19 protein-coding genes are annotated in these 21,962 nt (G+C 65.3%); all 19 read right to left on the bottom strand.

Going from position 1 to position 21,962, the window contains the following annotated elements; translation table 11 throughout:
* Positions 1-104 precede the first annotated feature (104 nt).
* Positions 105-1,109, bottom strand: coding sequence for a low-specificity L-threonine aldolase (gene ltaE / locus N5C91_RS20125; RefSeq protein WP_279831520.1), 1,005 nt, complete (start codon positions 1,107-1,109; stop codon positions 105-107).
* A gap of 175 nt (positions 1,110-1,284) precedes the next feature.
* A complete protein-coding gene (gene astE, locus N5C91_RS20120; protein ID WP_279831518.1) occupies positions 1,285-2,277 on the bottom strand; it encodes a succinylglutamate desuccinylase in 993 nt (330 codons plus the stop codon).
* A 50-nt stretch (positions 2,278-2,327) separates the two neighbouring features.
* The gene (locus tag N5C91_RS20115) at positions 2,328-2,609 is read right to left on the bottom strand and encodes a hypothetical protein (protein WP_054907334.1); all 282 of its coding nucleotides are present in this window, start codon (positions 2,607-2,609) and stop codon (positions 2,328-2,330) included.
* A gap of 9 nt (positions 2,610-2,618) precedes the next feature.
* Positions 2,619-3,950, bottom strand: coding sequence for an N-succinylarginine dihydrolase (astB, locus tag N5C91_RS20110; RefSeq protein ID WP_236198854.1), 1,332 nt, complete (start codon positions 3,948-3,950; stop codon positions 2,619-2,621).
* Positions 3,951-3,964: 14 nt separating this feature from the next.
* Positions 3,965-5,431 carry a succinylglutamate-semialdehyde dehydrogenase gene (gene astD, locus N5C91_RS20105; RefSeq protein ID WP_279831513.1) on the bottom strand — a complete coding sequence of 489 codons (1,467 nt, stop codon included), beginning with the start codon at positions 5,429-5,431 and terminating at the stop codon, positions 3,965-3,967.
* 25 nt (positions 5,432-5,456) lie between these two features.
* The gene (astA, locus tag N5C91_RS20100; protein ID WP_236173024.1) at positions 5,457-6,476 is read right to left on the bottom strand and encodes an arginine N-succinyltransferase; all 1,020 of its coding nucleotides are present in this window, start codon (positions 6,474-6,476) and stop codon (positions 5,457-5,459) included.
* Between the two features lie 11 nt (positions 6,477-6,487).
* Entirely contained in the window at positions 6,488-7,504 is a 1,017-nt protein-coding gene (aruF, locus tag N5C91_RS20095) for an arginine/ornithine succinyltransferase subunit alpha (RefSeq protein ID WP_236198498.1), read from the bottom strand.
* Between the two features lie 168 nt (positions 7,505-7,672).
* Positions 7,673-8,893 carry an aspartate aminotransferase family protein gene (locus N5C91_RS20090; RefSeq protein WP_279831510.1) on the bottom strand — a complete coding sequence of 407 codons (1,221 nt, stop codon included), beginning with the start codon at positions 8,891-8,893 and terminating at the stop codon, positions 7,673-7,675.
* A 481-nt stretch (positions 8,894-9,374) separates the two neighbouring features.
* Positions 9,375-10,358 (bottom strand): transcriptional regulator ArgR, encoded by a 984-nt coding sequence (argR, locus tag N5C91_RS20085; RefSeq protein WP_236173026.1) that lies wholly within the window; start codon positions 10,356-10,358, stop codon positions 9,375-9,377.
* Between the two features lie 37 nt (positions 10,359-10,395).
* Positions 10,396-11,160, bottom strand: coding sequence for an arginine/ornithine transport ATP-binding protein AotP (aotP, locus tag N5C91_RS20080; protein ID WP_024766334.1), 765 nt, complete (start codon positions 11,158-11,160; stop codon positions 10,396-10,398).
* A gap of 17 nt (positions 11,161-11,177) precedes the next feature.
* Entirely contained in the window at positions 11,178-12,290 is a 1,113-nt protein-coding gene (locus tag N5C91_RS20075; RefSeq protein ID WP_279831509.1) for a M14 family metallopeptidase, read from the bottom strand.
* A gap of 10 nt (positions 12,291-12,300) precedes the next feature.
* A complete protein-coding gene (locus tag N5C91_RS20070; protein WP_236173028.1) occupies positions 12,301-12,999 on the bottom strand; it encodes an ABC transporter permease in 699 nt (232 codons plus the stop codon).
* A gap of 16 nt (positions 13,000-13,015) precedes the next feature.
* Complete coding sequence (locus tag N5C91_RS20065) at positions 13,016-13,705, bottom strand: ABC transporter permease (protein ID WP_279831507.1); 690 nt, start codon at positions 13,703-13,705, stop codon at positions 13,016-13,018.
* Between the two features lie 140 nt (positions 13,706-13,845).
* Positions 13,846-14,625 carry an ABC transporter substrate-binding protein gene (locus N5C91_RS20060; RefSeq protein WP_184593050.1) on the bottom strand — a complete coding sequence of 260 codons (780 nt, stop codon included), beginning with the start codon at positions 14,623-14,625 and terminating at the stop codon, positions 13,846-13,848.
* Positions 14,626-15,350: 725 nt separating this feature from the next.
* A complete protein-coding gene (acs, locus tag N5C91_RS20055; RefSeq protein ID WP_279831503.1) occupies positions 15,351-17,306 on the bottom strand; it encodes an acetate--CoA ligase in 1,956 nt (651 codons plus the stop codon).
* A 150-nt stretch (positions 17,307-17,456) separates the two neighbouring features.
* Positions 17,457-18,737, bottom strand: a complete 1,281-nt coding sequence (gene dctM / locus N5C91_RS20050) for a C4-dicarboxylate TRAP transporter large permease protein DctM (RefSeq protein ID WP_054907235.1) — start codon at positions 18,735-18,737, stop codon at positions 17,457-17,459.
* On the bottom strand, positions 18,734-19,372 hold the full coding sequence (locus N5C91_RS20045; RefSeq protein ID WP_279831501.1) for a TRAP transporter small permease: 639 nt from the start codon (positions 19,370-19,372) through the stop codon (positions 18,734-18,736). Before N5C91_RS20045 ends, dctM begins: the two co-directional genes overlap by 4 nt.
* Positions 19,373-19,417: 45 nt before the next feature.
* Positions 19,418-20,479, bottom strand: coding sequence for a TRAP transporter substrate-binding protein (locus tag N5C91_RS20040; RefSeq protein WP_279831500.1), 1,062 nt, complete (start codon positions 20,477-20,479; stop codon positions 19,418-19,420).
* Between the two features lie 216 nt (positions 20,480-20,695).
* On the bottom strand, positions 20,696-21,643 hold the full coding sequence (locus N5C91_RS20035) for a LysR family transcriptional regulator (RefSeq protein ID WP_236173031.1): 948 nt from the start codon (positions 21,641-21,643) through the stop codon (positions 20,696-20,698).
* Between the last annotated feature and the right edge of the window lie 319 nt (positions 21,644-21,962).

The following is a 21,962-nucleotide window of genomic DNA, read 5'->3' as shown; positions in this document are numbered from 1 at the left end:
AATGCGGCCACGAATCGCCGGCAAAGGGCCGCATTATATCGGCCCCGCATCAAGGTTGTAGTGTCTTTGCGCGATAGTTAACGCCTATCGCGCAATAATTTCTGTCAGGAACGACGAAAGGCGGCGAATGCTTCGACGATTCGAGGAATATCCGCGCTTTTCACGTCGAGGTGGGTGACCAGGCGCAGGCGCGCCGCCGGGCTGACGCGGATGCCGCGCTCGGCCAGGTGCTCGCCCAGCGCGCCGGCCTGCTCGCCAAGGTCGACGTAGACCATGTTGGTCTGTACCGGCTCGATGCTGTAGCCCAACTCGGCGAGGCCACGGCCCAGCGCTTCGGCATTGGCATGGTCTTCGGCCAGGCGCTCGACCTGCTGATCCAGCGCATACAGCGCCGCCGCTGCCAGGCCACCGGCCTGGCGCATGCCGCCGCCGACCATCTTGCGCAGCCGACGCGCGCGGCCGATCAGCTCGGCATCGCCGCAGAGCACCGAACCCACCGGCGCACCCAGGCCCTTGGACAGGCACACAGAGACGGAATCGAAGTGGCGGGTGATCTCACGGGCATCCACCCCCAGCTTCACCGCCGCGTTGTACAGGCGCGCGCCGTCCAGGTGCAGCGCCAGGCCGCGACGGCGGGTCATCTCCCGCGCAGCCGCCAGGTAGGTCAGCGGCAGGACCTTGCCCTGCATGGTGTTTTCCAGCGCCAGCAGGCGCGTGCGGGCAAAGTGGAAATCGTCCTGCTTGATCGCTGCCTCGACCTTGGCCAGGTCCAGCGAGCCGTCGGCTTCGCCGTCGATGGGCTGCGGCTGGATCGAGCCCAGCACGGCGGCGCCACCACCTTCATATTTATAGGTGTGTGCCTGCTGGCCGACGATGTATTCGTCGCCGCGGCCGCAATGGGCCATCAGGCCGAGCAGGTTGCTCATGGTGCCGGTGGGCACGAACAGCGCGGCAGCGAACCCCAGGCGCTCGGCCAGGGTCACTTCCAGGCGGTTCACCGTCGGGTCTTCGCCGTAGACGTCATCGCCCAGCTCGGCCCGCGCCATCGCCTCGCGCATGCCGGCGGTGGGCAGGGTCACGGTGTCGCTGCGAAGGTCGATGATGGACATGGCAAGGCTCCTCGGGCATCAGGCGGAAAGGGCCGATGCTAAGCGCTCGCCGGAGGTGGAACAAGGGCGGAGTGACTGTAGGATCGAGGGGGGCGCCCAGCCCTTGCTCGCGAACGCATCTTTCCGGGGACTTCAGCGGCGGGCGGTTCGCGAGCAAGCTCGCTCCTACAAAAGTTCAGAGTTCGGTGGGGACTACCAGGATGCCGGCGCGCAGGCCGTTCTTCACCCGCGGGTTGGGGAAGATGATCCGCGCGCCCTGCTCTTCCACGATCCAGCGGGTGCCGCCGATGTCTTCGGCGAGCAGGAAGCCATGGTCCAGCTCGGTGAAGTTGTCCACCGCGTCGTCCAGGTGCAGGCGGAAATGGTCGCTGTGCTTGATCACTTCGCGGGAAACGGCGAACAGCTGCAGACCATCGAGTTGCGCACTATCTGCCTCCTGGCCGGTGATCACGCCTTCGAGCATGGCTTCCAGGCGGTCCAGGTTCACCGACTGGTTCTGCCCGAACGGCCTGGCCTTGCCCAATTCGAGGGTAAAAGCCTCGGCTCCCAGGTGACTGTAGGTGTAGGCACTGAAGGTGATGCCCGGCTTGCTTTGCAACAGCACGGCGTCGATGCCGGCACTGCGCAGGCGCGCCAGCTCTTCGCGGGAGTGCTCGCGGCCGCTGGCCCAGGGATACAGTGCGAACTGCTCGATCTTCGAGCCACGAATGGCGGTGTGCAGGTCGTAATGCAGGCGCGGGCGGCCGTCACGGGCGAAGAACGCCGCGGCCAGACGCTCCAGCTCCGCAGCACGCAGCGCTTCATTGCCGCTGCCTTCTTCGTGGCGACCGCAGAACAGGCGATTGATGTCCTGTTCCAGGTAGCGCTCGCCGCGGCGCATGGCCTCGGGGTTGCCGAGCAGGAACAGCACCCGCGCCGCCGGCTTCAACTCGCCACGGGCGATGCGGTGCACCAGGCGGTCGAGCAACTCGATGGGCGCGGTCTCGTTGCCATGGATACCCGCCGAAAGCAGCAGGTCGCGGCCATTGTCCCGCGCTACCGGCGGAGTGATTTCAAGGGCGCCTTCGGCCAGCCAGTGCAAACGGGTGCCGTCTGCGGTGAGCTGAATCTTTTCCGTCGGCTCACGGCCGGCGAGGGTCAGTTCGAGCAGTTTGCCCAGAGCTAGCATGCGGACGCCTCCATCATTCCCCGCGGCCGGAGCGGCTGCGGACTCCGCGATCAGTGGTGATGGTCACATCCACAGTCTGGACCATGTTCGTGGACTTCGGCGGCTTCCAGCTCGAGGCTCAGGCCCAACTGGTTCACCGCCTGCGGGCGCACCACCAGCAGCGGGATCTCGGCGTCGTCCTCATGGGAGTCGGCGTAGATCACCAGGCCGCCCTTGCCGTCGGCCTCCAGCCACAGCTCGCGCCCTTCCAGGCGGATGGCCAGGCGCGCGGTGTGGGTCTCGCGGCGTTCGCCCTTGTTGTCTTCAAGAATCAGCGGGAGGCTTTCGGTCATGTCATTCACTCAGTTCAGCTGGAAGGGATAAACCGAGCCCAGTTTAAGGATCTGAGTCAATTCATCCAACGCCGTCCGGCACTCGACGAGCAGTTGCGGGTCGGCCAGGTCGGACTCGGCCAGGCGATCGCGGTAGTGATTGTCGACCCAGCTGACCAGGGTGTCGTGCAGGGTCGGGGTCATGATCACGCCGGGATTGACCGCCGCCAGCTCGGCGTCGTTCAGCGCTACGCGCAGGCGCAGGCAGGCGGGGCCGCCGCCGTTCTGCATGCTCTGCTTGAGGTCGAACACCTTCACCTCGCGGATCGGGCCGTCCTCGGCGGTCAGGCGCGACAGGTAGTTCCACACGCGCTCGTTCTTGCGGCATTCCTCCGGGACGATCAGCAGCATGTTGCCGTCGGCGCGGGTGAGCAGCTGGCTGTTGAACAGGTAGGACTTCACCGCGTCCTCGACCGTGACCTGGTCGCGCGGCACGCACACGGCGCGGAAGCGGCCGCCACGGCGGCCCAGCTTGTCGTGCAGTTCGGCGAGGACGCGCTCGGTATCGAGGAAGGCGTCTTCGTGGTGGAACAGCACCTCGCCGTTGCCCACGGCGATCACATCATTGTGGAACACGCCCTGGTCGATCACCGCCGGGTTCTGCTGGGCATAGACCACGCCGTCATCGCTCAGGCCGTGCAGGCGGGCGACCGCCTGGCAGGCTTCCAGGGTCTGCCGCGCCGGGTAGCGCTGCGGCGCCGGGAAGCGGCTGTCGAAGGCACTGCGGCCGAACACGAAGAACTCCACGCCGGCTTCGCCGTAGGACTTGCAGAAGCGAGTGTGGTTGGCCGCGCCCTCGTCGCCGAACTGGGCGACCGCCGGCAACGCGGCGTGGTGGGCGAAGCGCTGTTCGTCATTGAACATCGCCGCAAGGATGCGGCTGGTCTGCGGATGCTCGATGGAACGGTGGAACTTGCAGTTCAGGTTGGCGGCGGTGAAGTGCACGCGGCCATCGGCGGTGTCGGCACTGGGGCTGACGGTGGCGGCGTTGGCGGTCCACATGCAGGACGCCGAGCTGACCGCGGCCAGCAGCGGCATGGCCTCCTTGGCCGCCTTGGCGATGACTTCCGCGTCAGTGCCGGAGAAGCCCAGGGCGCGCAGCGAGGCAACGGCCGGGCGCTCCTGCGGGGCGAACACACCCTGCTTGAAGCCCAGTTCCATCAGCGCCTTCATCTTCGACAGGCCCTGCTTCGCCGCTTCGCGCGGGTTGGACGCCGCCTGGCTGTTGCTCTGCGAAGCGACGTTGCCGTAGGACAGGCCACCGTAGTTGTGCGTCGGTCCGACCAGGCCGTCAAAGTTCATTTCATAGGCGGTCTTCACAGGCTCACTCCCGGAGTCAGGGTTGCAGGCAGGCTCAGGCTGTCGCTTTCCAGCGAGGCGACCGGGTACGCGCAGTAGTCGGCGGCGTAGTAGGCGCTCGGGCGATGGTTGCCAGAGGCGCCGATGCCGCCGAACGGCGCGCTGCTGGCGGCGCCGGTCAGTTGCTTGTTCCAGTTGACGATGCCGGCGCGGCTTTCGATGAGGAAGTCCTCATAGCGCTCGCGGGAATCCGACAGCAAACCGGCGGCCAGGCCGTATTGGGTAGCGTTGGCTTCACGCACGGCGGCATCGAAATCGGCGTAGCGGATCACCTGCAGCAGCGGGCCGAAGAATTCTTCGTCCGGGCGCTCGGCCACGGCAGTCACATCGAGGATGCCGGGGGTCAGCAGCGCGGCAGTGGCCAACGGCTGGGTCATCGCCAGCAACGGCTTGGCGCCCTTGGCCAGCAGAGTGTCCTGGGCCTTGATCAGGTGTTCGGCGGCGGCGAGCGAGATCACCGAGCCCATGAAGGGCGCCGGCTGCTCGTCGAAGCGGCCGACCTTGATGGTCGAGGCCACGGCCACCAGGCGCTCCAGCAGCGCGTCACCCCAGGCGCCCTGCGGCACCAGCAGGCGGCGCGCACAGGTGCAACGCTGGCCGGCGGAAATGAAGGCGGACTGGATGATGGTGTAGACGGCGGCGTCGACGTCCTTCACTTCGTCGATAACCAGCGGGTTGTTGCCGCCCATCTCCAGCGCGAGGATCTTCTGCGGGCGGCCGCCGAACTGGCTGTGCAGCAGGTTGCCGGTACGGCTGGAACCGGTGAAGAACAGGCCGTCGATATCGTCGTTGCTCGCCAGCGCCACGCCGGTATCGCGGGCGCCCTGGACCAGGTTGATCACGCCAGCGGGAACCCCCGCTTCGACCCAGGCCTGCAGGGTCAGCTCGGCGACTTTCGGAGTCAGCTCGCTGGGCTTGAACACCACGGCGTTGCCCGCCAGCAGCGCCGGCACGATATGGCCGTTGGGCAGGTGACCAGGGAAGTTGTACGGGCCGAACACGGCGACCACGCCGTGCGGCTTGTGGCGCAGCACGGCGGTAGCGTCGGCCAGCGGCCCGCTCTTCTCGCCGGTGCGCTCACGGAAGGCCTGGACCGAGATGGCGACCTTGTTGACCATGCTGGTCACTTCGGTGGCAGCTTCCCACAGCGGCTTGCCGGTTTCCTCGCCGATGGCGCGGGCCAGTTCCTCGGAACGGCCTTTCAGCGCAGCAGCGAAGCGCTCCAGCACGGCGATGCGCTCTTCCACCGGGCGGCGTGCCCAGGCCGGGAAGGCATTTCGCGCGGCGGCAACGGCGGCGGCGACCTGCTGCTCGGAGGCGGCAAGGCCGGACCAGACCACGGCCTGGCTGACCGGGCAGAGCGATTCCAGCGGCTCGCCTTCGCCCGCCAGCCAATGGCCGGCAATGTAGTGGGTATTCATCATCTGGCTCCCCTGACGCCGGACGGCGTCAGTTGCGTTTTCCGGAGAGGGGCACCGCGCGGACCGAAGCCCCGGCGGACAAGCGCAGGCGCTTGGCGGTCTGCGCATCGACCACCAGCGAACCGGCGGCCAGGCGCGCGGGCGCGGCGGTGATGCGGCACTCCTCGCGCTTGCGGTTGTGGATCAGGAAGGGCTCGGCGTCATCGCCCGGCGTGCCGATGGCCAGCACCAGGTTCTGGCTGTCGGCGATGGCGCGAATCTTCTCGGTCGGCGCCTCGATGGCGGGGCCGGCGTCGAAGATGTCGACGTAGCCCTGGTAGCTGAAGCCCTCGGCCTTGAGCATGGCCAGCGCCGGCTCGGTATCCGAGTGCACGCGGCCGATCACCGAGCGCGCTTCCTCCGAGAGGAAGCAGGTGTAGAGCGGGAACTTGGGCATCAGCTCGGCAATAAAGGCCTTGTTGCCCACACCGGTCAGGTAGTCGGCCTGGCTGAATTCCATCTTGAAGAAGTGCCGGCCCAGGCTTTCCCAGAACGGCGAGCGCCCGGCGGTATCGGACATGCCGCGCATCTCGGCGATCACCTTGTCGCCGAACAGCTCACGGAACTCGGCGATGAACAGGAAGCGCGCCTTGGACAGCAGCCGGCCATTCAGGCCGGCGCGGTGGTCGGCATGCAGGAACAGCGAGCACAGCTCGGACTGCCCGGTCAGGTCGTTGGCCAGGAACAGCGTGGGAATCTCGCGGTGGATACCCAGCTCCTGGGAGGCGCTGACGGTCAGACCGACGCGGTAGTTGTACCAGGGCTCGCGCAGGCCGACGGCGCCGGCGACGGCGGAAATACCCACCACCTTGCCCTCGTCGTTTTCCAGCACGAACAGGTAATCGGCATCGGCGCGCTCGGCTTCGCCACGGAAGGCCTTCTCGGCCCAGCTCACGCGGTGCTGCAGGCGCTGCTCGTTGGCCGGCAGCGTGGTCAGACCGGTGCCGGTGCTGCGCGCCAGGTCAAAGAGAGCCGGCAGGTCGGCGCTGGTTACGGGACGGACGATCATGCTCTCTCCCCTCAGATCGCAACCAGGCGCACGCTGGCGCCCTCGCCGATGCCCAGGGCTTCGGCGGTTTCCTGATTCAGGGTGACGGGCTTGCCCGGTACCCAGTCGAGTTCGGCGACGACGGCGCGGAAGTCCTGCAACTGGCCGTTGGTCACCAGGTAGCCACGGTTGCCTTTGCCGCCTTCGCCAATGCGCACCGGCACCTGCCGGCTCTGCGCGATGGAGCGGATGCTGCTGGTGCGGGCGTGCAGCGCCGGGCCGCCGTCGAAGATGTCGACGTAGTTGTCGGATTCGAAGCCGTCGCGCATCAGGATATCGAAGGTGATCTGCGCACGCGGGTGCACCTGGCCCATGGCTTCCTGCGCGTCGTCCGGGAGCAGCGGCACGTAGATCGGGTAATGCGGCATCAATTCGGCGAGGAAGGTGCGGCTCTTCAGGCCCGAGAGCTTCTCGGCCTCGGTGTAGTCGAGGTCGAAGAAGTTGCGCCCGATGGCGTTCCAGAACGGCGACTGGCCCTGGTCGTCGCTGTAGCCGACGATCTCCACCACCACCGCGTCGGCGAAGCGCTCCGGATGGCTGGCCATGAACAGCAGGCGGCCGCGGGAGTTGAGCTCGGCGATCGGCGTGTTCACCAGTTCGCGCTCGACGTAGAAGCTGGTCAGCAGGCTGTTGCCGGTGAGGTCGTGGCACAGCGAGAGGACATGGATCTTGTTGTGGATCTTCAGCTCGCGGGAAGCGTGCACGAAGGTCTCGTTGCGGAAGCTGTAGAACGGTTCGGAGAAGCCAGCCGAAGCCACGATCGCCGAGCAGCCGACCAGGCGGCCGGTCTCGCTGTCTTCCAGCACGAAGAAATAGCTCTCTTCACCGTTGAAGCTCACTTCGGCGGCGAACGAGGCCTCCGAGGCGAGGATCTTCTCGCGCAGGCGTTCCGCGTCGTCCGGCAGCGACGTGACGCCGACCGGGCTGTCCGCGGCGAGACGCTGCACTTGCTGCAGGTCGGCCACTTGGGCGGGGCGCATCACCAGCATGGCGTCACTCCTCTAACCAGACAAAAGTTTCATGATTCTTGGTTTCTGAATCACGGGCGCGACACAGCCTGCGCCGCGCACATCAGGGAATTCGAAAACACCGGCCGGGGCGATCCGGCCGGTCGAGCGGCGAGGTGCGAGCCCCGCCGCTTCAGCGTAGCCGGGGGATCAGCCGCGGGTCAGCTTGGCGATGGCGCGCTCGAGGCGATCCAGGCCTTCGTCGATATCGGCATCCGGGATCACCAGGCTGGGCGCGAAACGCACCACATCCGGGCCGGCCTGCAGGACCATCACGCCTTCCTTCTCGGCGGCGTTGAGCACGTCCTTGGCCTTGCCCTTGAAGGCGTCGTTGAGCACCGCGCCGATGAGCATGCCCATGCCGCGCACCTGGGTGAAGATGCCGTACTCGGCGGCGATCTTCTCCAGGCGGACCTTGAAGCGCTCGTGCTTGGCCTTCACGCCTTCGAGCACTTCCGGGGTGTTGATCACGTCGAAGGCGGCGCCAGCGACCGCACACGCCAGCGGGTTGCCGCCGTAGGTGGTGCCGTGGGTGCCGACGACCAGGTGCTCGGCGATCTTCGCGGTGGTCAGCATGGCGCCGATCGGGAAGCCGCCGCCCAGGCCCTTGGCGCTGGAGAGGATGTCCGGGTTCACGCCGTAGTACTGGTGGGCGTAGAGGTAGCCGATCCGACCGAAGCCGCTCTGCACTTCATCGAAGATCAGCAGCGCGTTGTTGTCGTCGCACAGCTTGCGCACGCCTTCCAGGTAGGCCTGGTCGGCCGGCAGCACGCCGCTCTCGCCCTGCACCGGCTCGATGATCACCGCGCAGGTCTTGTCGGAGATGGCCGCCTTGAGGGCTTCCAGGTCGTTGAACGGGATGTGGGTGATGCCTTCGACCTTCGGGCCGAAACCATCGGAATACTTGGCCTGGCCGCCGACGTTGACGGTGAACAGGGTGCGGCCGTGGAAGCTGTTGACCATCGAGATGATCTCGTACTTCTCGGGGCCGTAGACGTCATGGGCGTAACGGCGAGCCAGCTTCAACGCGGCCTCGTTGGCCTCGGCGCCGGAGTTGGCGAAGAACACGCGCTCGGCGAAGGTGGCGTCGATCAGCTTCTTGGCCAGGCGCAGGGCCGGCTCGTTGGTGAACACGTTGGAGACGTGCCAGATCTTGCCGGCCTGCTCGGTCAGCGCCTGCATCAGCGCCGGGTGGGTGTGGCCCAGGGAACTCACCGCGATGCCGCCGGCGAAGTCCACCAGCTCTCGGCCGCTCTGATCCCAGACTCGCGAGCCTTCGCCACGCACCGGAATGAAGGCAGCCGGCGAATAGTTGGGAACCATGACCTGGTCGAAGTCGGAGCGTTGGACCTGAGCTTGCGGAGCGGACATCGGTGTTCTCCTGCCTGGTGAGGCGGCTATCGATGAATGGATTGTAGGGACGATCAGCGGGCCGTCATTGCCGCCATGCGACAACTTGTTATAGCGCCAACCCGCGAATTGCCGAGGCTTACGGAAATGCGACAGAAAGCGTCGGGAAGGCGCAGTGTAAGGCCTGCGAACTGCTGCGGGTACCAACGCGCGTGGAATTTGTTCGCTCGGCGAACGAGCGAAACGGGAGTAAGGCGGCAGAGGCTTTTCATGTAGGAGCGAGCTTGCTCGCGAACGCTCTTACCGGCCACATCGGCGTCGGCGGTTCGCAAGTTCGTAGGATGGGTGGAGCGCAGCGATACCCATGCTGCCAGCGCACCGGACCAACAGGGGCCGGACGAACGATTACGCGTTGACCTTCGAGCTCTTGGAGACGATGTCGTTTGAAGCCACCCTATTGATGGGTATCGCTTCGCTCCACCCATCCTACAGAAGCACGGGGTCAGCCGCGCTCGGCGACCACCGGGGCGGCTTCGGCGGCGCCCTGGCCGCGGCGCTGGTTGCGGTCTTCGCGCGGGGTCACGCCGAAGAAGTTGCGGTAGGCGCTGGAGAAGTGCGGGCCGCTGGAGAAGCCGCAGGACAGGCCGATCTGGATGATCGACTTGCTGGTCTGCATGAGCATCTGCCGCGCGCGGTTCAGGCGCAGTTCCAGGTAGTACTGGCTCGGCACGCGGGTCAGGTATTGCTTGAAGATGCGCTCCAGCTGGCGGCGCGAGACGCACACGTGCTGGGCGATCTCGTCGGTGGTCAACGGCTCTTCGATGTTCGCCTCCATCAGCAGCACCGCCTGGGTGAGCTTCGGGTGGCTGGAGCCGAGACGGTTCTTCAACGGGATGCGCTGGCGTTCGGAACCTTCGCGGATGCGCTCCACCACCAGCTCTTCCGACACCGCGCCAGCCAGTTCCGCGCCATGGTCGCGGGACAGCACGGCCAGCAGCAGGTCGAGCACCGCCATGCCGCCACAGGCGCTGAGGCGGTCGCGATCCCACTCGAACAGGTGGTTGGTGGCGATGACCTTGGGGTAACGCTCGGTGAAGTCGTCGTGCCAGCGCCAGTGCACGGCGGCGCGGTAACCATCGAGCAGGCCGAGCTGCGCCAGCGGGTAGATGCCGGCGGACAGCGCGCCAATGCTCACACCACTGCGCGACAGCTGCTTGAGCGCGGCGCCCAGCGGCGCGGAAATCGTCTGGGGAACCTCGTCGGCGACCAGGAAGATGCGCTGGCACTGTTCCAGCACACCGCTCCAGGACTGCCCCGGCAGGCGCCAGCCGTCCGCTTCGGCCACCGGTTCGGCGCTCATGAACACCGGTTCGTAGAGCGCTTCAGGGTGCAGCCGGCGGGCGACCCGCAGGGCCTCCTCGGCCAGCGCGAGGGTCAGCGCCCGCGTGTGCGGCCAGAGCAGGAATCCGATGCGTTGTGCGGTCATGCGGCAGGTTCACCCAACGGTGCGAATGACAAACAGCTTACTTCAAGCTGCCGGAAAGGAACTGCTTGAGGCGTTCCGATTGCGGATTGGCGAGGACTTCCCTCGGGCAGCCCGTCTCTTCCACCAGCCCCTTGTGCAGGAACACCAGCTGGTTGGAGACCTCGCGGGCGAAGCCCATCTCGTGGGTCACCACCACCATGGTGCGGCCTTCCTGGGCCAGGTCCTGCATGACCTTCAGCACTTCGCCGACCAGCTCGGGGTCGAGCGCCGAGGTCGGCTCGTCGAACAGCATCACTTCCGGCTCGACCGCCAGCGCACGGGCAATCGCCACGCGCTGCTGCTCGCCGCCGGACATGTGCGCGGGATAGGCATCCTTGCGGTGCGCCACGCCGACTTTCGCCAGGTAGTGCTCGGCCTTTTCCAGCGCCTCTTTCTTCGATACGCCCAGTACATGGACCGGCGCTTCGATGACGTTCTCCAGGGCGCTCATGTGCGACCACAGGTTGAAGTGCTGGAACACCATCGACAGGCGCGAGCGCATGCGCTGCAGCTGCTTGGCATCGGCGGCCTTGAGCGCACCGTCCTTGTTCGGGGTGAGCTTGAGCTCTTCGCCGTTGAGCAGGATCTTGCCGGCGTGGGGCTGCTCCAGCAGGTTGATGCAGCGCAGGAAGGTGCTCTTGCCCGAGCCGGAGGAGCCGATGATGCTGATCACGTCGCCTGCCTTGGCCGCCATGGAGACGCCCTTGAGCACCTCATGGGTGCCGTAGCGCTTGTGCAGGTCCTGGATTTCAAGTTTGTACATGGTGTCGGTTCTCGAATTCAGTCGTTGATCAGCCGGCCCTTGCGGAACGGCTCACGCCCGGCCACCTTGGCCAGCCAAAGCCCTGGCTGGGCGTAGCGCCCACGCTCGATGGCGAACAGCACACCGGAGGTCCCGGCGTGTACGGTGCTGACCTGGTCGTTCAGCGGGTCGACCACTTCGAACAGCGCGTCGCCCTTCTCCACCCACTCCCCCGCCTTGCGCAGGAAGCTCACCACGCCAACGTGAGGTGCGTAGAGGTATTCGGTGCCTTCGAAAGGCATGCCTTCGCAGCACTCGGCCGGGGCCGCCGGCCAGTCGCCGGCGATCAGGCCCTGCTCGGCCAGGAAGCCGAGGATGGCTTCGCAATTGTCCTGCGCCTGGTCGACGCGGGTATCCCCCACGCCGCCCAGCTCGACGGTGGTCGCCAGGCACGCCAGCGGAATCGCCGCCTGCGGGAAGGCTTGTGCCAGGCGCAGCCAGGGCAGCGAGCAGGACTCGTCGAAGGAGCTACCGCCGGAGTCTTCGGCGAGCAGCGCCACGCCGGCCTTCAGGCGCGCGGCCAGGGACTTCCAGCGCGGCCAGTGCTGCGGGATCGCATAGACATGGATGGCGGCGTCGAAATCGCAGTGCAGGTCGAGTACGACCTCGGCGTCACAGGCGTGGCGCAGCAGGATGCGCTGCATGCCCTGCAGCTCGGACGAGGCCGGCGGCAGCGCATCGAGGCCGTCACGCATGGCCTGGCGGATCAGCTCGACGTTGGCGGCTTCGTCAGCGCCCAGCTTGTCGCCGACACGCCCAGCGACCAGAGCGCTCAGCTCGACGAAATCGCGGTTGAAGTTCTTCCCGCTGGCGAACTCGAAACGGCCCAGGTGGCTGGCCTGCAGGGTCTGGCCCAGGCCGATGGGGTTGGCCACCGGTACCAGTTCGACGACACAGTTGAGCTGCCCGCGCGACTCGAGGTCAGCCAGGCGCTGCTTGAGTTCCCAGGCGGTGCGCATGCCCGGCAGCTCGTCGGCGTGCAGGCTGGACTGGATGTAGACCTTGCGCGGGCCCTTGCCGTAGCGGAATACGCTCAGGCGACGTTCGCTGCCCAGGCTGCTCCACGGCAGCAGATGATCGATACGTTCCATGGTCGTTTCCTCAGTGCTTGCGCGGCGCGAGATAGGCCAGCCAGCGGCGCTCGGCCAACTTGAACAGGCGCACCAGGGTGAAGGTCATGATCAGGTAGAAGATGCCGGCGGTGATGAACGCCTCGAACGGCAGGTAGTACTGCGAGTACACGGTGCGCGCGGCGCCGGTGATATCCACCAGGGTGACGATGGACGCCAGGCTGGTGGTCTGCAGCATCATGATCACTTCGTTGCTGTACTGCGGCAGCGCGCGACGCAGGGCCGAGGGCAGCAGGATGCGGCGGTACATCTTCAGGCGCGACATGCCCATGGCCTTGGCGGCTTCGATCTCGCCATGGGGCGTGGCGCGAATGCTGCCGGCGAGGATCTCGGCGGTATAGGCGCTGGTGTTGATGGCGAACGCGGCGCAGGCACAGAAGGTGGCGTTGGACAGCCACGGCCAGAGGAAGCTTTCGCGTACCACGGCGAACTGCGCCAGGCCGTAATAGATGAGGAACAGCTGCACCAGCATCGGCGTGCCGCGGATTACGTAGGTGTAGAGCCAGGCGGGCAGGTTCACCGCCGGGTTCTTCGAACAGCGCATCAGCGCCAGCGGCACTGCCGCGAGCAGGCCGAAGAACAGTGAGATGGCCAGCAGCTTGAGGGTCACCAGCAGGCCGCTGAAGTAGAGCGGCAGGCTGTCCCAGATGACGGTGTAATCAAAGATCATGCGAGGGCTCCCGGTCTCAAAGCTCGGCGACTTTCACGCCGACCGAATAGTGGCGTTCGAGCATGCGCAGCAGCACCAGGGAAACGCTGGTGACCACCAGGTACAGCGCCGCCACGGAGAGGAAATAGGTGAAGGGTTCGCGGGTGGCGTCCGAGGCCTGCTTGGCCTTGAACATCATGTCCTGCAGGCCGACCACGGAGATCAGCGCGGTGGCCTTGACCAGCACCAGCCAGTTGTTGGTGAAGCCCGGAATGGCCAGGCGGATCATCTGCGGCACCTGGATGCGGAAGAACACCTGCAGCGGGCTCATGCCATAGGCGAAGCCGGCCTCGCCCTGCCCTTTCGGGATCGCCATGAAGGCGCCGCGGAAGGTTTCGGACAGGTAGGCACCGAAGATGAAGCCCAGGGTGCCGACGCCCGAGGCGAAGGGGTTGAGATCGATATAGTCGTCATAGCCGACCATCGGCGCGACCCAGTTCACTGCGGCCTGGCCGCCGTAGAAGATCAGCAGGATCAGCACCAGGTCCGGCACGCCGCGGATCACGGTGGAATAGAGGTCGCCGCACCAGGCCAGCCACTTCACCGGCGACAGGCGGATGGCCGCGCCGAGCAGGCCCAACGCGATTGCCAGGGCCATCGACAGCAGGGACAGCTGAAGCGTCAGCCAGGCACCATCGACGATGGTGGCTCCGTAGCCATTGAACATAGTTTCGCACCTCTAGACCGGAAGCCGCCCGCAACCGCACGGACGCTGCAGGGCGCCCGCCAGCTGACGGATCGCCCCCAATAAAAAAGTGGCACAAACATCAGGACCGGGCCTGGGTCTGTGCCACTTCTGGACGTGGATCAGTTCTCGCCGTAGACGTCGAACTTGAAGTACTTGTCCTGTACTTCCTTGTACTTGCCGTTGGCACGGATGCCGGCGATGGCCGTATTGAATTTCTCGGCCAGGGCGGTATCACCCTTGCGCACGGCGATACCGGCGCCACCACCGAAGTACTTCGGATCGTTGTATTCCGGACCTACGAAGGCATAACCCTTGCCGGCGTCGGTTTTCAGGAAGCCATCGTCGAGGTTGACCGAGTCGGCCATGGTCGCATCGATGCGGCCGGAGACCAGGTCCATGTTGGCTTCGTTCTGCGAGTTGTAGCGCACCACTTCGATGCCGGCCGGGGCCAGGACGTCGGTGGCGTAGCGGTCATGGGTGGAGGCGCGCAGCACACCGACCTTCTTGCCCTTCAGGTCGACCAGCGGGTCGTTCAGGGTCACGCCTTCCTTCATCACGAAGCGCGCGGGGGTGTGGTAGTACTTGTTGGTGAAGTCGACGGACTTCTTGCGCTCGTCGGTGATGGTCATGGACGAGAGGATGGCGTCGATCTTGCGGACCTTCAGCGCCGGGATCAGGCCATCGAACTCCTGCTCGACCCAGGTGCACTTGACCTTCATTTCTTCGCACAGGGCGTTGCCGATATCCACGTCGAAACCGGCGAGCTTGCCATCGGGAGTCTTGAAGGAGAAAGGCGGATAACCGGCTTCGATGCCGATGCGGACCGGCTTGTCGTCAGCGTGGGCAACCAGGGAAAGCGCGGACAGGGCCAGCGCACCGAGAAGTGCAAACTTCTTCATCAGTAACTCCTTCGAGGGTAGGACTTCGATTGGCAGGAGAAAGGGGTTGGCCCAGGCTGCCCGTGCAGAAGTGAAGGTTATTGTTCGTCTGCGCATTGCCGGCGCGATTCTTGTGAAAAGCGCGCCTACCGGGGTGAGCGGCATTCTAGCGACAGCCCCGGAGCGGTTATTTCTTCAATGCGACAAGTAATTATAGAAGCGCCGGAGACAGAGCCCCGGCGGCTTGACGGCGCGAATTTTACGTGATCCGAAAGCAGGTAGTAAAACCCAATTTACCTGCAGTAATTGGGCCACAAATATCAAACACCAGGTATTACGCGAGGTGCGCGATATTGACTCATTCCGCGCGGACAGAAAAGACGCACCGAATCCGTGCGAACTGTTTCCTGACGCCTCATTTTGTCGCAGGGAAATGTTACCGCTGAGCAGGAAGCACACTGTAGGGCGGATAACCCGGAACGGGTTATCCGCCGATACCCCGCCGACGGATAAGGCGCGTTATGCGCCCTGCGAGCTATCGCCCTCCGCGGAAAGCGAACTCGTAGGATGGGTGGAGCTTGCGATACCCATGCTGTCGATGCGTACGGAATTGATGGGTATCGCTGCGCTCCACGCCATCCTACATTCGTGCTCAGCGAGAGCTTCAGCGCAGGCAGGCGCCCGGCATAAAGACGCAGGAATGAAAAACGCCCCGGCAAGCGGGGCGTTTTTCATGGAGCCGCAGATCAGGCTGCGCGCATGGCCTGGTGCGTGTCGATCAGGTGCTGCACCACACCCGGGTCGGCCAGGGTGGAAATATCACCCAGGGTGTCGTACTCGGCCGTGGCGATCTTGCGCAGGATGCGGCGCATGATCTTGCCCGAGCGGGTCTTCGGCAGGCCGGGCGCCCACTGGATCACGTCCGGAGTGGCGATCGGGCCGATTTCCTTGCGCACCCAGGCACGCAGTTCCTGACGCAGTTGCTCGTTGGTTTCCTCACCGGCATTCAGGGTGACGTAGACATAGATGCCCTGCCCCTTGATGTCGTGCGGTACGCCAACCACCGCGGCCTCGGCAACTTTCGGGTGGGCCACCAGGGCGCTCTCGATCTCGGCGGTGCCCATGCGGTGGCCGGAGACGTTGAGCACGTCATCGACGCGGCCGGTGATCCAGTAGTAGCCGTCCTCGTCGCGACGGGCGCCGTCGCCGGTGAAGTACATGCCCTTGAAGGTCTTGAAGTAGGTGTCCACGTAGCGGTCGTGGTCGCCGTACAGGGTGCGTGCCTGGCCCGGCCAGGAGTCCAGGATCACCAGGTTGCCCTCGGTAGCCCCTTCCAGGATGTTGCCCAGGTTGTCCACCAGCGCCGGCACCACGCCGAAGAACGGCTTGGCCGCAGAGCCCGGCTTCAGGCCGTGGGCGCCCGGCAGCGGGGTCATCAGGCAGGCGCCGGTTTCGGTCTGCCACCAGGTATCGACGATCGGGCAGCGCGACTGGCCGACGGTCTCGTAGTACCACTGCCAGGCTTCCGGGTTGATCGGCTCGCCGACCGAACCGAGCAGGCGCAGGCTGGAGCCATCGGCGCCTTCGACTGCCGCCTTGCCCTCGGCCATCATCGCGCGGATGGCGGTCGGCGCGGTGTAGAGGATGTTGACCTTGTGCTTGTCGACGATCTTCGCCACGCGGGAGATGTCCGGATAGTTCGGCACGCCCTCGAACAGCACGGTGGTCGCGCCATTGGCCAGCGGGCCGTAGACGACGTAGGTGTGGCCGGTGACCCAGCCAATGTCGGCGGTGCACCAGAAGACTTCGCCCGGACGGTAGTCGAACACCCGCTCGTGGGTCAGCGAGGCATAGACCAGGTAGCCGCCGGTGGTGTGCAGCACGCCCTTGGGTTTGCCGGTGGAACCGGAGGTGTAGAGGATGAACAGCGGGTCCTCGGCGCCCATTTCCTTCGGTGCGCAGGTGGAGCCGGCGACCTTCATCAGGTCCTCGAACCACACGTCACGGTGCTGGTTCCACTTGATGGGAGAACCGGTGCGCTTGCAGACGATGATCTTCTGCACGCTGTTGGTTTCCGGGTTGGTCAGCGCGTCGTCGACGTTGGCCTTGAGCGGGGTCTTCTTGCCACCGCGCAGGCCTTCGTCGGCGGTGATCACGACTTTGGAGCGGCAGTCGATGATGCGGCCGGCCAGGGCTTCTGGGGAGAAGCCGCCGAACACCACGGAGTGGATCGCGCCGACGCGGGCGCAGGCCAGCATGGCGACCACGGCTTCCGGGATCATCGGCATGTAGATGGTCACCACGTCGCCACGGTGCACGTCCTGGCCACGCAGGGCGTTGGCGAACTTGCAGACCTGCTCGTGCAGTTCGCGGTAGGTGATTTCCTTGTGCTCGGAAGGATCGTCGCCTTCCCAGATGATGGCGAGCTGGTCGCCGCGCTCGGCCAGGTGACGGTCGAGGCAGTTGTAGGAGAGGTTCAGGGTGCCGTCAGCGAACCACTTGATGTCCACGTGGTGGTCATCGAAAGAGGTCTGCTTGACCTTGGTGAACGGCTTGATCCAGTCGATGCGCTGGGCCTGTTCGCGCCAGAAGCCGTCGGGGTTGACCACCGACTGCTGATACAGCTTCTTGTAGGTGGCCTCGTCGGTCAGAGTGGTCGCGGCCACTTCGGGACGCACGGGGTACACGGATGCCGCTGTCATGGCGTTTTACCTCGGTGAAGAGTGTTGTTTTTGTTGCCCTAAGTTGTAACGGCGACACCCTTCCCCAGGCCATTCGACCATGGTCTTACCAATCCTTAGTCGTAGTGATGGGCCCCATCAGCCTTACTGCCATGGGGCCGCGACAACCTGTCACATGCCCAGCGCGTGGGGCAGCGCCAGCGAGATGTAGGGCACGTAGGTCACCAGGATCAGGAACAGCAGCAGGATCATCAGCCACGGCAGCGCCGCGCGGATGGTCGAGCCCAGCGGCAACCCGGTGACCGCCGAGGTGACGAACAGGTTGAGCCCCACCGGCGGGTGCACCAGGCCGATCTCCATGTTCACCACCATGACGATCCCCAGGTGGATCGGGTCGATCCCCAGGCGCATGGCGATGGGGAAGAAGATCGGCGCCAGGATCAGCACGATGGCCGAGGGCTCCATGAAGCTGCCGGCCACCAGCAGCACCACGTTGACCATCAGCAGGAAGCCGATCGGCGTCAGCCCTTCCTGCATCACCCACTCGGTGATCTGCTGGGGAATCTGCTCGGTGGTCAGCACGTGGGCGAAGAGCATGGCGTTGGCGATGATGAACATCAGCATGATGCTCAGCCGCCCCGACTCCACCAGCACCTTGGGGCAATCGCGCAGGCGCATGTCCTTGTAGACGAACAGCGCGACGAAGGCCGAGTAGACCGCCGCCACCGCCGCCGCCTCGGTGGGCGTGAACAGCCCGGAGTAGATGCCGCCGAGGATGATCACCAGCAGCAACAACCCCCAACCGGCGCGACGTGCAGCGGACAACCACTCGCGCAGGCTGGCGCGCGGCTGCGCCGGGAGATTCTTCACCCGCGCGACGATGTAGATCACCACCATCAGGATCACGCCCAGCAGCAGGCCCGGCACCACACCGGCAACGAACAGCTTGCCCACCGAGGTCTCGGTGGCGGCGGAGTACACCACCATGACGATCGACGGCGGAATCAGGATGCCCAGGGTCCCGGCGTTACAGATGATCCCGGCGCCGAACTCGCGCGGGTAGCCCGAACGCACCATGCCGGCCACGGCAATCGAGCCCACCGCCGCCACCGTTGCAGGTGACGAACCGGACAGCGCGGCGAACAGCATGCACGCCAGCACCGCGGCAATCGCCAGGCCACCACGGATGTGGCCGACGCAGGCGTTGGCGAAATCGATCAGCCGACGGGCCACGCCGCCGGTGGTCATGAAGGCGCCGGAGAGCAGGAAGAACGGGATCGCCAGCAGCGTGTATGCCTCGGAGGTCTCGAACAGCTTGATCGCCAGCGAGCGCACCGAATCCGGGCTGAACAGCAGGATCGTCAGCGCGCCGGAAAGCCCCAGGGAAATGGCGATGGGCACGCCGATGAACATGAAGACGAACAGCAGGAGGAACAGCATCATCACGGTCATGGACGATTCTCCGCGGCTTCTTCGCCAGCCAGTTTCGAGGCCTCCGCGGCCTCGTCGGCGAGGCCCAGGCCGAGCTGGCGGCCGCGCAACAGGTTGACGAGGATTTCCAGGTAACGCAGGAGCACCAGGCCGAAGCCGATGGGCACGATCACCGCGATGTAGGCTTGGAGGATGCCGAAGTGGTCGAGGTCTTCGGCGCCGATGCCGGCGATGAACAAGGTCTTCACCCAGTCGAAGCTGGCAACCATGAACAGCCCGGCGTAGCCCAGGCAGCAGAGGCAGGCGAGCACGCCGATGCAGCGTTGCACCGGGCGCGGCGCCAGCTTCACCAGCGCATCCACGCCCAGGTGGCCAGCGGTACGCACGCCATAGGCGATGCCGAAGAAGATCAGCCAACCGAACAGCGCCTTGGTCAGCGCGTTGCTCCAGGACATGTCCTGGGCAGCGCCGAGGATCGCGTCGCCGACGGCGTAGAACGGTGCCTGCACGGCGGGCAGGCGATCCCCCAGGTCATAGAACAGGGTGAAGACGTTGGTCATCACCACGTAGACGAAGGTCACCAGCGTCATGGTCGCCAGCAGGAAGGCGATAGCGCCCTCCTCGAAGTGGTTCCAGACGCGCATGAGTCGATTCATACAAGGCACTCCACAAAGCCCCGCCAACCGGCGGGGCCGGACGGATCAATGGGGGCGGTTGGAGGCTTCGGCGGCCTGGAGGAAATCGGCGCCGACGTTGTTGCGGAATTTCTGCCACACCGGCTGCATCGCCTCGCGCCAGTCGGCGCGCTGCTGCGCGGTGAGTGCGTGGATCTCGCTGCCGCCGCTGGCGAGGATGCGCTGGCGGGCGTCACGGTTCAGGCGCTCGGCTTCCAGGTTCACCTGCACGGTGACCTCGGCCATGATCTTCTGCAGCTCGTCGCGGATGTCGGGCGGCAGGCCGTTCCAGAACTTCGCGTTGGTGATCACCATGTAGTCCACCAGCCCATGGTTGGACTCGGTGAAGTACTTCTGCACCTCGTTGACCTTCTGGCTCTCGTAGTTCGACCAGGTGTTCTCGGTGCCATTCACCACGCCGGTCTGCAAGCCCTGGTAGACCTCGGCGAAGGACATCTTGCGGGAGATCGCGCGCAGCTCGCGGAACTGCTCGTTGAGCACATCGGAGGCCTGCACGCGGAACTTCAGCCCGCGCGCATCGCCCGGCTCGAGCAGCAGGCGGTTGGCCGACAGCTGCTTCATCCCGTTGTGCCAGTAGGCCAGGCCGAGGATGCCCTTGCCCTGCATGCTGGTCAGCAGGCTCTGGCCCTGCGGGCTGCGCTGGAAGTTGTCGACGGCCTGGATGTCGTCGAAGAGGAACGGCAGGTCGAAGATCTGCACCTTCTTGGTGTACTGCTCGAACTTGGCCAGGGACGGCGCGAGCATCTGCACGTCGCCCAGCAGCAGTGCTTCCATCTCCTTGCCGTCGCCGAACAGCGAGGAGTTCGGGTAGACCTCCACGCGCACCCGGCCGGGCAGGCGCTCTTCAGCCAGGCGCTTGAACATCAGCGCGCCTTGCCCCTTGGGCGTGTTCTCCGCGACCACGTGGGCAAACTTGATCACTATGGGTTCATGAACAGCCGGCTCATGAACAGCCGGCTCATGGATAGTCGGTTGATTGGCAGCCTGCGGTTCATTGGCAGCCTGTGTGGCAGTAGCGCAGGCCAACGCCAGGACGGCGAGCAACGCCCGCCCCGTCGATCCAAACATCGATCCAAACATCGCGTCACCCTCAATTTGTTCTTGTGCTTGCGAGGTGAGCCTGGCGGCAGGCTCGCAGGGAGACTGACGCAAATGTTGGCGTTCGGAGAATTCGTCTTTTCCCAAAGCCGCGTTCGACACAGCGGAACGCAAGGCGCGAAAAGAAACGCCCGGCGATGGCCGGGCGCGGAAGGATTCGCGGGTTCAATGCTGCCGGATAGCGTGTCAGCCAGGCTGTCGGGTGCGGTGTTCGAGCATCATCCGCTCGTGTTCCTCGAGCATGCCGGGCACGCAGTCGCGGAGGAATTCCACCCAGGTGCGGATTTTCGCATCCAGGTACTGGCGCGACGGATACAGCGCATAGACGTTGAGGTGGAACAGACTGTAGTCGGGCAGCACGCGCACCAGGCTGCCGTCCTTGAGTCCTTGCACGGCGGAATACACCGGCAGCGCGCCAATGCCCATGCCGGCACGCACCGCCTCGGTCATGGCGTCGGCGGTGTTGACCTGGAAGTGGCTGTGGTTGATGCCGACCATTTCCTGGCCGTCGGGGCCGTCGAACAGCCACTTGTCCAGCGACATCACCGAATTAACCAGGCGCAGGCAACGGTGATCGGTCAGCTCCGCGAGCTGCTTGGGCATGCCATGGCGCGCCACGTATTCGGGGGACGCGCAGAGCACGCTGTAGGTCTTGCCGATGCGCTTGGAGACGAAGCCCGAATCCGGCAGCTCCTGGGCGATGACCACGGAGATGTCGTAGCCCTCGTCGAGGATGTCGGTGATGCGGTTGGCCAGGGTCAGGTCGAAGGTAACCTCCGGGTAGATTTCGCAGTACTGCGAGATCGCACGGATCAGGTAGTGCTGGCCGATGCCGGTCATGGCATGCACCTTCACCTTGCCGTGGGGCCGGGCGTGGGCGTCGCCGGCCTCGGCCTCGGCTTCCTCGATGTAGCCGAGGATCTGCTGGCAGCGCTGCAGGTAGCGCTGGCCGGCTTCAGTGAGGGCGATGCGGCGGGTGGTGCGGTGTAGCAGGCGGGTACGCAGGTGCGCTTCGAGCTTGGCCACCGTCCGCGAGACGTAGGCGGTGGTGAGGTCCATGCGCTGGGCGGCAGCGGTGAAGCTGCCGGTCTCGGCGACACAGACGAAAGCACGCATGTTGTGCAGCAGGTCCATCATTTCTCCTGAGAGCCTGTCCACGCCACGGCGGGCGGCCTCTGCAACGGCGCTCGAACGAGCAACGCCTTGTTACAGATTCATGACAGGCGGCGAATTGTCGCATACCTGTCGCGACGGGATTATTGTCCTTTCAGGCAACAATAATTCATCCAACCGTCAGCTTATCCTGCCCCCCGGCGCACTTCTAGAATCGCCGTCCCCAACGCGGTCTGCCGCGACACCCCAGGATTCGCACCCGTGCTCCGCCTTTCGTGCAACGTGCCTCCCACTCCTCTGCACCTCGAACTACAGGGTCCTCAAGGCCCGATCCAGCCTC

The sequence above is a fragment of the Pseudomonas sp. GD03903 genome, from assembly GCF_029840045.1.
In the GTDB taxonomy this organism is placed as follows: Bacteria; Pseudomonadota; Gammaproteobacteria; order Pseudomonadales; family Pseudomonadaceae; genus Pseudomonas; species Pseudomonas pseudonitroreducens.
This window is presented reverse-complemented; position numbering and strand designations above follow the sequence as displayed.